Here is an 11,851-nt window from a genome sequence, read left to right as displayed (position 1 = left end):
TACTGCGAGGGGGACCTCGTGGGAGAGTAGGTCGCCGCCGAACAATTTTTGATGGGGGAGCCCCGCACCGTTGGTGCGGGGCTTTCCTGCGTTCAGGACCCGACGCGGTGGTCGGCGGGGTGGTCCGTAGGCTTCGACGATGCGCTATGACCTCGTCATCTTCGACAACGACGGTGTCCTCGTCGACAGTGAGCCGCTGGCCAACACCATCCTGGCCGCCTACCTCACCGAGCTGGGGCACCCCACGACCTACGAGGAGTCCGTGCGCGACTACATGGGGGCTGCGATCCACCGCGTCCACGACACCATCCGCGAACGGACCGGCCGGCGCCTGCCCGCGACCTTCGACGAGGACTTCCACCAGCGGGTGTTCGACGCCTTCGCCCGCGAACTGCAGCCCGTCGCAGGCGTGGAAGAGGTGCTTCGGGAGCTGGGGGCCGCAGGCGTTCCCTACTGCGTGGCCTCCTCGGGCAGTCACGAGAAGATCCGCGTCGGCCACCGCACCACGGGGCTCGACCACTACTTCCTCGACGCCCGGGTCTTCAGCGCCGAGGACGTCGGTCGGGGCAAGCCCGCCCCGGACCTGTTCCTGCACGCCGCACGCAGCATGGGTGTCGCTCCCGAGCGGTGTGCGGTCGTCGAGGACAGCGTGCTGGGTGTCGAGGCCGCCGTCTCAGCGGGTATGGACGTCTACGGCTACACCGCGATGACCGAGGCGGCCCGCCTTCACCAGGCAACCGCCCTCTTCTCCGACATGGCGCGTCTGCCCGGGCTGCTTGCGGCCACCGCAGCGGTCCGGCCGGACTGACGCTGCGGGAACTGCTTCCGCCGCCCGTCTACCGCGCAGTAGCGACCGGGCCTACGATCAGCCGCCATGACGGCACCCACCGGCCGCACCCCTGCGCTGCGGCGCGGGCGGGCGGCGCTCGGAGTGAGCTTCTTCGTCCAGGGGGCGGTCTTCGCCCTCCTGGTCACCCGCATCCCCGCGATCCAGGACCGCTACGGCGTCTCCGACGGCCTGTTGCCGGCCTTCCTCGCCGCGGTGCCCGTCCTCGCCGGCGTGGGCAGCCTCGCCACGGAACGCGTGGTGAAGCGGGTACGCCCCGGGCTGGTGCTGTGGTGCTCGCAGCCGGTGGCGTGTCTGATGCTGGTGGCCGTCGGCTCCTTCGGGACGCTGGCGCCGTTCGCCGTGACGATGGGCGTCTTCGGGCTGTCGGTGGGCGCCCTGGACGCCTCGATGAACATGCTCGGCGTCAGCCTGCAACGCGCCTACGGACGCAGCATCATGCTCGGCTTCCACGCCGTCTACAGCCTCGGCGGCATCGTGGGCGCCTCGCTCGCCTGGTGGGGCGCTCACCAGGCGATGCCACTGGTCTGGCTGTACGGGCCGGTGGTCGCAGTCCTGGGGCCCGCGGCGCTGCTGGCCGGGCGCTGGTACCCCGACGCCGGCAGCGGTGCGCCCACGCCGGTGCCCGCCACCGTCCCGGCCGAGCCGGCCCCCGTCACCGCGGCCGGGCCCGCGCCCGTCGGGGTGGGTCTGCGGCTGCTCCTGCCGCTGTGCCTGGTCATGGCGTTCGCGTACATCGGCGACTCCACCGTCTCCAACTGGAGCGCCAAGTACCTGCGGGACGTGCTCGGCGGCTCCGAGCAGCTGGCGACCGTGCCCTACAACCTGTACATGGTCACCGCCCTGTTGGGGCGGGCCGTGGGGGACGTCGGGGTGCGGCGGTTCGGTGCGGTGGCCGTGGTGCGGTGCGGCACCGTCCTCGCGGTGCTGGGGTTCGGCGTGGTGGCGGCGGCGCCCGGACCGTGGTGGGGGATGGCGGGCTTCGGGCTGCTGGGGCTGGGGCTGTGCGTCATCGTCCCCCAGACCTTCGCCGCAGCCGGCCGGCTCTTCCCCGAAGCCTCCGACACCGCCGTGGCCCGCCTCAACGTCTTCAACTACGTCGGGTTCCTGGTGGGCTCGCCGCTGGTGGGCGTGGTCGGCGACGCGTGGAGCTACCGCGGGGCGATGGCCGTGCCGTTGGTCCTGGTGGCCGTCACACTGCTCCACGCCAGGTCGTTCGGCGCGGGGCCGGCCCGATACGGTGGCGGACATGAGCGGCCACGCACAGCTGATGTGGGACGAAGCGGTCACCCGCTATGACTTCGGCCCCGGGCACCCCATGGATCCGGTGCGCCTCGCCCTCACCATGAGGCTGGTGGAGGAGTTCGGCCTGCACCGCGGTGACGTCGACGTGGTGTCGGCGAGAGCGGCGGGCGACTCCACGCTGCGGCTGGTCCACCGCGAGGACTACCTCCGGGCAGTGCGGGCCGCCTCCGTCGACCCGGCCGACGCGGACCCGGCGTACGGCATCGGGACCGAGGACGACCCGGCGTTCCCCGGCATGCACGAAGCCTCTGCGCTCATCGCCGGCCAGTCAGTGGGTGCAGCCGAAGCGGTGTGGGGCGGCAGCGCCCTGCACGCGGTGAACTTCGCCGGCGGTCTGCACCACGCCATGCCGGGCGGCGCCGCCGGCTTCTGCATCTACAACGACGCGGCGGTCGCCGTGGCCCGGCTCCTCGAACTCGGCGCTCAGCGCGTCGCCTACGTCGACCTGGACGTCCACCACGGCGACGGCGTGCAGGCGGCGTTCTGGGAGGACCCCCGGGTCCTGACCGTCTCCCTCCACGAACACCCGCGGACCCTCTTCCCGCAGACCGGTTGGCCCGAGGAGACGGGCGGCGAGGGCGCCGAGGGCAGCGCGGTCAACGTGGCCCTGCCCGCAGGCACCGCGGATGCCGGGTGGCTGCGGGCGTTCCACGCCGTGGTGCCCGAACTCCTCGCGGCGTTCCGGCCGGAGGTCCTCGTCACCCAGCACGGCGCCGACACCCACTTCGAGGACCCGCTGGCCCACCTCGCCCTCAGCATCGACGCCCAGCGGGCGGCTGCGGCAGCCTGCCACGACCTCGCCCACGAGCACACCGGTGGCCGGTGGGTGGCGCTCGGCGGCGGCGGTTACGCGGTCGCCGAGGTGGTGCCGCGGGCGTGGACGCACCTCGTCGCCATTGCTGCGGGGCGGCCCATCGACCCGCGGACGCCGGTGCCGGAGGACTGGCGCCACGAGGTGTACAGCCGGACCCGGCAGGTGGCGCCGCTGCGCATGACCGACGGCCGGGAGCCGGCGTGGCGGGACTTCGACGGCAGCGGCTACGACCCCGCGGACCGGGTCGACCAAGCCGTGCTGGCCACTCGCCGCGCCGTCTTCCCCGCCCACGGTCTGCTGCCCTGACCACCCGTCCTTACCAGTACTGACGGGGCCTTGGAGGGCGGTGTGCGTCCACACCGCCCTATCGGGTGAGGGGGCGGGCTCCGGCACTTCGCCGGTGCCGTGCCGCGTCAGCATGGAGGGGTGGCCGGGACCGAGGCGCTGCGCGCGCATCTCCTCCGCGAGCGGCTCGCCGGGTCCCTCGCCACCGACCGCGAGAAGACCCTGCGCCGCTACCGCCTGTTCGCAGCAGGAGATCCCCGGACGCTGATGGGCTGTGAGCCGGAACGCCGCTGGGAAGTGGCCGAGTTGGCGGAGCTCGTGGCGCGACGGTGCGGTGGGCCCACCGGGATCGAGCGGTACGGCGGTCCTGCCGTGATCGACCCGGTGCGGACGCTGGCGGGGCTGCGGCAGCTCTCCGCGGCGCTCGCCGAGGTCGCCTCGCGCCGCGCACCCGTCCTGTTGGGCACCGGCCACCCCGACCGGTTGCTGGGGTTCTACGCCGGATTGAGCGTCGCCCTGTCGGCGGTCGGCTGCCCGGTCCTCACCCCTGGGTACGGGCGGCGTCTCGCGCTGACCACACGGTTCGGCGTACGTCCGCACGTACTGGTCTACGTACGGGGTGTCGCGTTCGTGCGTGAGCAGGATGTGCGCACAACGCATGATCGTCCCGGGGCGCACACGCACTCACCGCTGCCCCTGAGGGTCGCGCTGGCGGCTGCCGCGGAGGCGGACGGAGTGCTTCCCCAGCTTGTCATCGGTGACCACGGTTGGGCCTGCGGTGCAGGTCAACTGGGCTTTCCGGTGGCCGCGACGGCGGACGTGGACGACCCTGCGGTGTTCGTGGCCCAGGGGGAGGGACGGGTGTCGACCGTGGTTCCCCTCGACGACGGGGTGTCCGCTGCCTCGTATCAGCCACTTGTTCGCTATGTGCTCAAACAGGCTCGTCTGTCCCACTAGACAGCCGGTGGCTACTCCTCTTCCCCACTCGTATCACCCGCCCCTACTCTGGGGAGTGAGCGCGCAGCGACGAAGAGTGACCGGAGGGGAAGCCGGCGCCCGTCACGTGCGGAAGGTGCAGGTGTGTCATGACTGCTGAGCAGAGGCCTCTCAACGAGGTCGTGTTCCTCACGGTGGCGGAGGTCGCCACCGTGATGCGGGTCTCCAAGATGACCGTGTACCGTCTGGTGCACAGTGGTCACCTCCCGGCGATCCGCGTGGGACGGTCGTTCCGCGTGCCGGAGCAGGCCGTGCACGACTACCTCCGGGAGTCGTACGTGGGGGTGGAGTCGGCCTGAACGGGCCGTCGCCGGTGCCGGGAAACGGCGTCCCGTCGTGCGGCAGAGCCCTGGTGCCCTCAGGTACCGCGCCCCGATTACGCGCATCGCCCTGTGCCGGGTAGGCTGGCCCGCTGTAGGTAGTGTGGGCTCGACGCCCCGCACCGTGGTCCCTCCTGCGGAATGATGTGGGCAGGGGGGCGATTCGAAGTGAGCGAGGGTTGTCGTGGGCTCTGTTATCAAGAAGCGGCGTAAGCGGATGGCTAAGAAGAAGCACCGCAAGCTGCTCAAGCGCACCCGCGTGCAGCGTCGCAACAAGAAGTGACGCGACGCTGACCGCATTCCCGCAGGCCCCCACCGGCAACGGTGGGGGCCTGCGGCGCGTTCGGTGCGGGGAGCCCCCTGGGGCCCCGCGGGCTCGTGAGTCGTTTCCCCCGGCGCACCGGCACGGTCCCCGGCGGGCCCGGGCGTGTCCGTCACGGCGACGGCCGGGCCCGGTCCGTACGGTGCCCTGCAATAGGTTGGCTCCGGGAGGCGCGCGCTCGCCGACGTGGCTCCGGTGGGCGATGCGGTGCCGACGGCGGTGGAGGAGGCTGATCGTGGGCAGGGTCGTGCTGGTGACAGGGGTGGCACGGTGGCTGGGGGGCCGGTTCGCCCGCAGGATGCAGGAGGAGGCCGGGGTCGACCGGGTCGTCGGGGTGGACGTCGTCGAACCGGAGCACTCGCTGGGGGGCGCCGAGTTCGTCCAGGCCGACATCAGGCTGCCGCAGATCGCCAAGGTGCTCGCCGAGACGCGCGCCGACACGGTCGTCCACATGGATCTGGCCGGTGCCGCGCTGGGCAGCCTCCCCACCGGCCGCCACGACGCGGGCGGCATGAGCCGGGCGTCGGTGAAGGAGACCAACGTCATCGGCACCCTCCAGTTGCTGGGTGCCTGCCAGCGGGCGCCGACGGTGCGCAGGCTGGTGGTGAAGTCCACCACCAGCGTCTACGGTTCCGCGCCGCGTGACCCGGCCGTCGTCACCGAGACGACTCCGTCCCGGGCGCTGCCCAGCGGTGGGTTCGCCAAGGACGCGGTCGAGGTCGAGGGGTACGTGCGCGGCTTCGCGCGCCGCCGCCCCGACGTCGCCGTCTGCGTCCTGCGGTTCGCCCACGTCCTCGGTTCGCGGACGGACTCGCCCCTGGCCGAGTACTTCGCCCTGCCCGTGCTGCCCACCGTCCTCGGCTACGACCCGCGGTTGCAGTTCGTGCACGAGGACGACGCGGTGGAGGCCCTGCGCCTCGGCGCCTGCGAACCGCGCCGGGGAACGCTCAACAGTGGGACGTTCAACGTGGCCGGAGCCGGGGTGCTGCTCCTCTCCCAGTGCGCGCGGCGGCTGGGCCGGCCCACGGTGCCCCTCCTCCTGCCGGCCCTCACCTGGTCGGGTTCGGCGCTGCGCGGGCTGGGGCTCACGGATTTCTCGCCGGAGCAGATCCGTCTCCTCACGCACGGCCGCGTCGTCGACACCACGCAGATGCGCGAGACACTGGGGTTCCACCCCGCGTTCTCCACGGCGGAGGCTTTCGGGGAGTTCGCGCGTGGCCACGGTCCGGGTCTGCTGCCCCCCGGGGCGCTGGCCCGTACCGTCGACCGGCTTGCCGCCGCGCTTCCCCGGCGCGGCCGGGCGGAGAGTTGAGGAGCAGCGCATGGCGGACGCCAAGGTCATCCCGTTCGGCGAGAACCCCCACGGCGGGCGGCGCAGGGCCGTGCGGTCGGGAGGCGCGGGGGCGCCGCCCCGGGGGCGGCCGGTGCCGGAGAGCCGAGCTGCGGAGGACGACGCGGTGGGCGAAGCTGCGGGCGAGGCGGGGGAGCAGGCGGTGGACGCTGCGGTCGGGAGTCCGCCCCCCGGGCAGGACGGGGACCGCTCGGGGCCCGGGGGCCTCGGGCCGGTGGCGGACGAGGCCGCCGACGAGGCCGTGGGCGAGGCTGCGAACGGGGCCGCGGGTGGGGCGGCGGCGGTCGACGGCGGTGAGGAGGCCGCCGGGGACGTCCGGGGCGCCGAGGCTGCCGCGGAGGGGGCGGGACCGTCGACGGTCCGCAACCCCTGGGAGCGCCGGATCGCCGAAGGGCTCGGCTTCCTGCGGCGGCGCCTGACCGGGGAGTACGAGGTCGACGAGTTCGGCTACGACCCCGAGCTGACCGACGGGCTGCTGATGGGCCTGCTGCGGCCGCTGTACGAGAAGTACTTCCGGGTCGAGGTGCGCGGCATGGAGAACGTGCCGGCCACGGGGGGCGCGCTGATCGTCGCCAACCACTCGGGCACGCTGCCGTGGGACGGGCTGATGCTGCAGGTCGCCGTCCACGACCACCATCCCGCCGACCGACACCTGCGGTTGCTCGCCGCGGACCTGGTGTTCGCGCTGCCGGTCGTCAACGAACTGGCGCGGAAGGCCGGTCACACGCTGGCCTGCTCCGAGGACGCGAGCCGGCTGCTGGCCCGGGGTGAGCTGGTCGGGGTGATGCCGGAGGGGTTCAAGGGGCTCGGCAAGCCCTTCGCCGAACGCTACCGGCTCCAGCGTTTCGGGCGCGGCGGCTTCGTCTCCACGGCGCTGTCCACCGGCGTCCCGATCGTGCCGTGCTCGATCGTCGGGGCCGAGGAGATCCACCCCATGGTGGGCAACGCCCGCACGCTGGCACGGGTGTTGGGGTTGCCGTACTTCCCCGTCACCCCGACGTTCCCGTGGCTGGGCGCGCTCGGGGCGGTCCCGCTGCCGACGAAGTGGACGATCCAGTTCGGCGAGCCGATCCCCACCGACGGCTACGGTCCCGAGGCCGTCGAGGACCCCATGCTGCTGTTCGACCTGACCGACCAGGTGCGGGAGACGATCCAGCACACCCTCTACACCCTGCTGGTGCAGCGCCGTTCGGTGTTCTTCTGACGGCGGGCCTTGCCCCGCCGCGCGACCGCAGACGACGCAGGGCCCGCGGAACTCGAAGGTCCCACGGGCCCTGCGGCGGCGGAGGCGGGAGCGCTCAGCCCTGGTCGTCCTCCGCGGCGCCGATTCCGAGGCCCGGGAGGAGCCCCGGAAGCAGCGGCGGGAGAGTGATGTCGGGCTTGGCGGACGAGTTGCCCCGCCCGGCGCTCTCGCCGGCCTCGCCGGTCGACGGCGCGGCGCTGTCGTGCGCGGACGGCGGGTTCAGCAGGTCGCCGGCACCGCCGAGGAGGCCCTGTTCCTCGGAGGGCCCGGCTGACGGCTGTGCGGCGTGACCGTGTCGCTGCCGGGGCTGCTGGGAGGAGTCGGAGGCGTTGCCCTCGGAGGACGAGCCGGAGCGGGGAGCGGCGCTCGGGGCGGAGCTCCCCGGGGTGTCCTGTTGCCTGCCCGGTGCCTTCGGCAGGAGCGAGCGGAGCGGTCCGACCTCTTCGTCTATGGCGTCGAAGACCGAGCTGACGTCCCGGGAGACGTCGGTGAGTTGGACGGGGAGGCTCTCGCGCAGCCTGTCCCAGCTCCGGCGGTGCTGCTGCGTGAAGGTGCTCAACGCCTGGATGGGGCCGAGGCCGCCGTCCTTCTGGTAGGCGGCGTGCAGCAGGCGGTGGCCCTCGGAGGCGTCGTGCGTGACGCCGGAGAGAGCGCCGCGGATCTCGCCCAGCGCCTCGTGGTCCAGGTGGCCCGAGCGCCCGCGCTCCATCAGGCGTCGCGCCTCCATCATGCGGGTGGAGGCCTGGTCGAGGTAGAGCATGCCGCGGTCGGAATCGTCGTCGGTCAGACCGAGTCGGATGTCCTCCATGCCGCGCTTGAGGTGGTAGAGGGTGTCGCCGGGGAGGGCGTTGGAGCTGGCGGCTGCCACGCCGCCGAACGCCCCGGCGGCCACGCCCACGGTGAGCCCGCCCGCGGCGAGGCTCTTGGTCAGCCGCGACCGGGGCCGGAGCCTGCTCAGCGAACGGGCGGCCCGGTGGCTGCGCCGGGGAGCGCGCTGGGCGGGGAGGCGCGGGGTGTCCCCGCGCACCGCCTCGCCACTGGCGAACTGCGCCTCCATGGCGGCGATCAACCGGGCGCGCTGGACGGCCCTCGCCTCCTGGCTCAACTCGGGCTTCTGCACGGCCTCCAGCGACCGGGCGACCGTCAGCAGCCGCTCGTCCTCGGGCCGGCCGCTCGCCTCGGACCGTCTGGCGCTGCCGTCCTCGGCCACCCCGTCCCTGGGCAACTCCTGCTCCAGGGCTTGGGCGAAGGCGTCAGCCCGCCGGTGCGCAGATACGTTCGCGATCACGGGCGGCACCTCCTCTCGTCATCCCGCTCGACTCCCTGGAAGGGTCCGGCCGGCCGTGGCGGCCGGGAGGTGGTACGCGCCGCACGCACACCGTCGGTTGCGTCAGGGTATGCGGGCATGGCGTGACCGCTTGGATCCTTCATCCCCCTCAACGAGCCGCGCGGCACTTGGGTTACGCACTCACGATGATGTGACCGATGGTTCATGGACAACCGCGAAGAGTGGTGGGTGGGTGGGGCCCGGGCCGGTCGGTGCCGCGTGGGGGGAAGGGAGCGGGGGCCCGGGCGGGGGTCAGCGGGCGTCCTCGGGCAGCAGGCGTGCCAGCGTGCGGACGGCGCGGTACTGCAGGGTCTTGATGGCGCCCTCGTTCTTGCCCATGACCCGGGCCGTCTCGGCGACGGACAGGCCCTGGAGGAAGCGGAGCGTAACGCATTCCTGCTGTTGGGGGTTGAGTTTGCGGACGGCCTCCAGCAGTGCGGCGTTGGAGAGCGACTCCAGGACGGAGTCCTCCGGACTGCGCTCGACCTCGTTCGCGTCGAGCATCTCGCCGGTGGTGACCTCCAGACGGAAGCGGGAGGACTTGAAGTGGTCGGCGACCAGGTTGCGCGCGATGGTCACCAGCCAGGCGCCGAAGTCACGGCCCTGCCAGGTGAAGGTGCCGATGCGCCGCAGCGCGCGCAGGAAGGTCTCGCTGGTGAGGTCCTCGGCCGTGGCCCGGCCGCCGACCCGGTAGTAGATGTACCGGTAGACGGTGTCGGCGTACTGGTCGTAGAGGTGGCCGAAGGCGTCGGTCTCGCCGGCCTGGGCCCGTTCGACCCACTCCATCATCCGTCGGCTGTCGCCGTCGGCGGGTGCGCGTCGGGTGGTCGCGCTACCTCCGGAGCGCGTGGTTCCGACCGCTGTACGGCGGGTGGTTCTGACGGTGGCCTTGCCGACCGCCGTCGCCGCCCCGTTGGTCAGGGTGGCGCCGGCGGCGGCCGGCAGGGGTGAGGCGAATGCGGGGACGGCGATCGCGGTGGGGACGAAGCCGCGCAGGTGCTCGAAGAGCGACGTACGCAGCGTAGCCAGGCCCGAGGCGTCAACCCCGACGTGTGGAGACACGGGACTCCCAGAGGCAGAGCTTTCCATCACGTGCAGTGCGGAACCGTTCACCCGTCGTAGGGACACCGGGGTAGCGGTTTGCGTCTGAGGAGAATAACGCTTCGTACAGGCAGCGCTACACCCAGTTGCTCAAATCGTCGATTAGTTGCGGTCCGTTACGAAATGATGAGCGAGCAAGTACCGATTGCAGACCACTATTTGATCGGAATGGTGCGTGATCTGCCTGGTTAGCGGCGGGACACGGCTTGTGGGCCAACTTCACCGAACACGGAGGACTGGGTGCGGTCCGGGCGGGGTATACCCGTCCGATTGGGGTGTCGGAGGTGCCGTCCGGGGGTGTGCGGCCCCTTGAAACCGGGGACGTGGGCGGTTCGTCCGGGCGTGTCGCCCAGGGCCCGCCGGGGGGGCGCCTGCGGGCGTGTCGCGGTTGCGCTGAGTGAGGCGGACGCGGCTTGACGGGCCGGACGGCCGACGATCTTGAACGGTCGGTGCGTGAGCAGTTCTGATCGAACCGTCGGCGGGGGGAGGGTCCGGGGCGGTGCCGAAGGCTCAGCGGCGGCGGCGCTGGAGGGCGATGGCCGCGGCGGTGCCCCCGGCGACGGCGCCCACTCCGGCGGCGGCCGGGATGCCGATGCGGGCCGCCTTCCGTCCGGTGCGGTAGTCGCGCAGCCGCCAGCCGTGCTCCCGGGCGTGCCTGCGGAGCCGGCTGTCGGGGTTGACGGCGTAGGGGTGGCCCACCAGCGAGAGCATGGGGATGTCGTTGGCGGAGTCGCTGTAGGCGGCGCAGTGGTCCAGGTCGAGGTCCTCCGCCGCGGCGAGCGCCCGGACCGCCTCGGCCTTCGCGGGCCCGTGCAGGGGTTCGCCGACGAGTTTGCCGGTGTAGACGCCCGCCACCGACTCGGCCACGGTTCCCAGGGCGCCGGTGAGGCCCAGGCGGCGCGCGATGATCGTGGCGGTCTCCACGGGGGCGGCCGTCACCAGCCACACCTTCTGCCCGGCGTCCAGGTGGGCCTGGGCCAGGGCGCGGGTGCCGGGCCAGATGCGCTCGGCCAGGTACTCGTCGTAGATCTCCTCGCCGATGGTCATGAGTTCGGAGACGCGGTGCCCCCGCACGATGGAGAGCGCGCTGTTGCGGGCGTCCTCGATGTGGTCGGGGTTCTCCGAGCCGGCGAGGCGGAAGTACGCCTGCTGCCACACGAAGCGGGCCAGGTCGCGGGTCTGGAAGAAGTCGCGCTTGTACAGGCCGCGGCCGAAGTGGAAGAGCGCGGCGCCCTGCATGACGGTGTTGTCCAGGTCGAAGAAGGCGGCGGCGCGCTCGTCGCCGGCGACGGGGAACTCGGGCTCCGAGGGCTCGACGCGCGTCGCCCCGGCCAGCCCCGCCAGTTCCTCGGCCTCCTGGGAGGTCTTGCGCGCGGCCTCGGCTGCGGCCTCACCCGCCAGCACGCTGCGGGCCGTGGCGCGGCGGCGGCGGCCCAGCCAGCCGAGCCGCAGGGGCGATCCCCAGGCAAGCCTGCGGGAGCGGGGATCGCGCGACGGGTGGGCCATACGGCGAGCATAGCCACTGCGTTCGGTCCCGCGGTGACGGCCGGGTGGCGGCCGGACCGGGGGTCGGCGACGCTCCGGTGAAGCCTGCGGGCGGTGGGGGCGTCCGGACCGGTCGCCCGGCCCGGACCCGGGTCAGGCGCCCAGTGCCCGGCGCAGGCGGTCGGGGTTCACGCGCCAGAAGTCGTGCTGGGCCCCGTCGACGAGGACGACGGGGATCTGTTCCCAGTAGGCGCGGTGGAGTTCCGCGTCCTGGGTGATGTCCTTCTTCTCCCAGGAGGCGCCGGTCTCGGCGCAGACCTGCGCGACGACCGCCTCGGCGTCCTCGCACAGGTGGCAGTCGGGCTTGCCGATCAGGGTGACCATGCGGTCGGCCGGGTCGCCCCGGCGGTTGCGTCGTAGCAGAGGGGCCATGCCTCCATGATGCCGCGCGCCGG

12 protein-coding genes are annotated in these 11,851 nt (G+C 72.8%); 8 read left to right on the top strand and 4 right to left on the bottom strand.

Going from position 1 to position 11,851, the window contains the following annotated elements; translation table 11 throughout:
* Positions 1 to 139 precede the first annotated feature (139 nt).
* The 8 genes from ACFV3R_RS27605 (at position 140) to ACFV3R_RS27570 (ending at position 7,444) form a co-directional block, all read left to right on the top strand.
* The gene (locus ACFV3R_RS27605; protein WP_385588748.1) at positions 140 to 808 is read left to right on the top strand and encodes an HAD family hydrolase; all 669 of its coding nucleotides are present in this window, start codon (positions 140 to 142) and stop codon (positions 806 to 808) included.
* Between the two features lie 66 nt (positions 809 to 874).
* A complete protein-coding gene (locus ACFV3R_RS27600; RefSeq protein WP_385588746.1) occupies positions 875 to 2,146 on the top strand; it encodes an MFS transporter in 1,272 nt (423 codons plus the stop codon).
* Positions 2,097 to 3,272 carry an acetoin utilization protein AcuC gene (locus ACFV3R_RS27595; protein ID WP_385588744.1) on the top strand — a complete coding sequence of 392 codons (1,176 nt, stop codon included), beginning with the start codon at positions 2,097 to 2,099 and terminating at the stop codon, positions 3,270 to 3,272. Before ACFV3R_RS27600 ends, ACFV3R_RS27595 begins: the two co-directional genes overlap by 50 nt.
* Positions 3,273 to 3,392: 120 nt before the next feature.
* Positions 3,393 to 4,208, top strand: coding sequence for a phosphatase (locus ACFV3R_RS27590; protein WP_385588742.1), 816 nt, complete (start codon positions 3,393 to 3,395; stop codon positions 4,206 to 4,208).
* Between the two features lie 128 nt (positions 4,209 to 4,336).
* Positions 4,337 to 4,546 carry a helix-turn-helix domain-containing protein gene (locus ACFV3R_RS27585; protein ID WP_385588740.1) on the top strand — a complete coding sequence of 70 codons (210 nt, stop codon included), beginning with the start codon at positions 4,337 to 4,339 and terminating at the stop codon, positions 4,544 to 4,546.
* 205 nt (positions 4,547 to 4,751) lie between these two features.
* Complete coding sequence (locus ACFV3R_RS27580; protein ID WP_003948845.1) at positions 4,752 to 4,850, top strand: 30S ribosomal protein bS22; 99 nt, start codon at positions 4,752 to 4,754, stop codon at positions 4,848 to 4,850.
* Between the two features lie 274 nt (positions 4,851 to 5,124).
* Positions 5,125 to 6,201, top strand: a complete 1,077-nt coding sequence (locus ACFV3R_RS27575) for an NAD-dependent epimerase/dehydratase family protein (protein WP_385588738.1) — start codon at positions 5,125 to 5,127, stop codon at positions 6,199 to 6,201.
* Positions 6,202 to 6,211: 10 nt separating this feature from the next.
* On the top strand, positions 6,212 to 7,444 hold the full coding sequence (locus tag ACFV3R_RS27570) for a lysophospholipid acyltransferase family protein (protein WP_385588736.1): 1,233 nt from the start codon (positions 6,212 to 6,214) through the stop codon (positions 7,442 to 7,444).
* 94 nt (positions 7,445 to 7,538) lie between these two features.
* Here the strand turns inward: ACFV3R_RS27570 and ACFV3R_RS27565 are convergent, their stop codons facing one another.
* From ACFV3R_RS27565 to ACFV3R_RS27550, 4 genes are all read right to left on the bottom strand, one after another.
* On the bottom strand, positions 7,539 to 8,771 hold the full coding sequence (locus tag ACFV3R_RS27565) for a DUF5667 domain-containing protein (RefSeq protein ID WP_385588734.1): 1,233 nt from the start codon (positions 8,769 to 8,771) through the stop codon (positions 7,539 to 7,541).
* 291 nt (positions 8,772 to 9,062) lie between these two features.
* Positions 9,063 to 9,872, bottom strand: a complete 810-nt coding sequence (locus tag ACFV3R_RS27560; protein WP_385588732.1) for an ECF subfamily RNA polymerase sigma factor, BldN family — start codon at positions 9,870 to 9,872, stop codon at positions 9,063 to 9,065.
* A gap of 549 nt (positions 9,873 to 10,421) precedes the next feature.
* Positions 10,422 to 11,417: an HAD family hydrolase gene (locus ACFV3R_RS27555; protein WP_385588730.1), complete on the bottom strand. Its 996-nt coding sequence runs from the start codon at positions 11,415 to 11,417 to the stop codon at positions 10,422 to 10,424.
* Positions 11,418 to 11,549: 132 nt separating this feature from the next.
* Positions 11,550 to 11,828: a glutaredoxin family protein gene (locus ACFV3R_RS27550; protein ID WP_385588728.1), complete on the bottom strand. Its 279-nt coding sequence runs from the start codon at positions 11,826 to 11,828 to the stop codon at positions 11,550 to 11,552.
* Positions 11,829 to 11,851 lie beyond the last annotated feature (23 nt).

Origin of the sequence: Streptomyces sp. NPDC059740 (assembly GCF_042733155.1) — a bacterium.
Lineage (GTDB): Bacteria > Actinomycetota > Actinomycetes > Streptomycetales > Streptomycetaceae > Streptomyces.
This window is presented reverse-complemented; position numbering and strand designations above follow the sequence as displayed.

Excerpts from the sequence above, each read along its gene's own strand:
- ACFV3R_RS27555 (WP_385588730.1), bottom strand. The coding sequence starts at position 11,417 with ATGGCCCACCCGTCGCGCGATCCCCGCTCCCGCAGGCTTGCCTGGGGA.
- ACFV3R_RS27570 (WP_385588736.1), top strand. The coding sequence starts at position 6,212 with ATGGCGGACGCCAAGGTCATCCCGTTCGGCGAGAACCCCCACGGCGGG.
- ACFV3R_RS27585 (WP_385588740.1), top strand. The coding sequence starts at position 4,337 with ATGACTGCTGAGCAGAGGCCTCTCAACGAGGTCGTGTTCCTCACGGTG.
- ACFV3R_RS27605 (WP_385588748.1), top strand. The coding sequence starts at position 140 with ATGCGCTATGACCTCGTCATCTTCGACAACGACGGTGTCCTCGTCGAC.
- ACFV3R_RS27600 (WP_385588746.1), top strand. The coding sequence starts at position 875 with ATGACGGCACCCACCGGCCGCACCCCTGCGCTGCGGCGCGGGCGGGCG.
- ACFV3R_RS27595 (WP_385588744.1), top strand. The coding sequence starts at position 2,097 with ATGAGCGGCCACGCACAGCTGATGTGGGACGAAGCGGTCACCCGCTAT.
- ACFV3R_RS27550 (WP_385588728.1), bottom strand. The coding sequence starts at position 11,828 with ATGGCCCCTCTGCTACGACGCAACCGCCGGGGCGACCCGGCCGACCGC.